The sequence below is a fragment of the Massilia sp. NBRC 108631 genome, from assembly GCF_059704565.1.
On record NZ_BAAKJE010000057.1, the window covers coordinates 1 to 388 of the forward strand.

1 pseudogene is annotated in these 388 nt (G+C 70.6%); it reads right to left on the reverse strand.

Annotated elements, in window-relative coordinates:
- Positions 1–388, reverse strand: a pseudogene (locus AC6H42_RS06580) (heme utilization protein); the annotation flags it as partial.

Below are 388 nucleotides of genomic sequence, written 5' to 3' on the forward strand. Positions count from 1 at the left end.
CAGGCCGGAAGCCTGGGTGCTGCTCAGGGCCACCACTTGCGCGGTGGTCAGGCCGTTGGCGATCACATTGGTGCTCAGCGCGCCCATCTGGGCGCTGGTCAGCGCGGCGACCTGGTTGGTGGTCAGGCCGGCGAACTGGGCCGTGCTCAGGCCGGCGATGGCGGCAGTCTTCAGCGCGGCGAAGTCAACAGTCTCCATGGCGGCCAGGTTGGCCGTGGTGAAGGCCGCCACCTGCGACGAGGTCAGGCCGCCCGCCTGGGCGCTGGACAGGGCCACCACTTGCGCGGTGGTCAGGCCGTTGGCGATCAGGTTGGTGCTCAGCGCGCCGATCTGGCCGCTGGTCAGCGCGGCGACCTGGTTGGTGGTCAGGCCGGCGAACTGGCTGGTG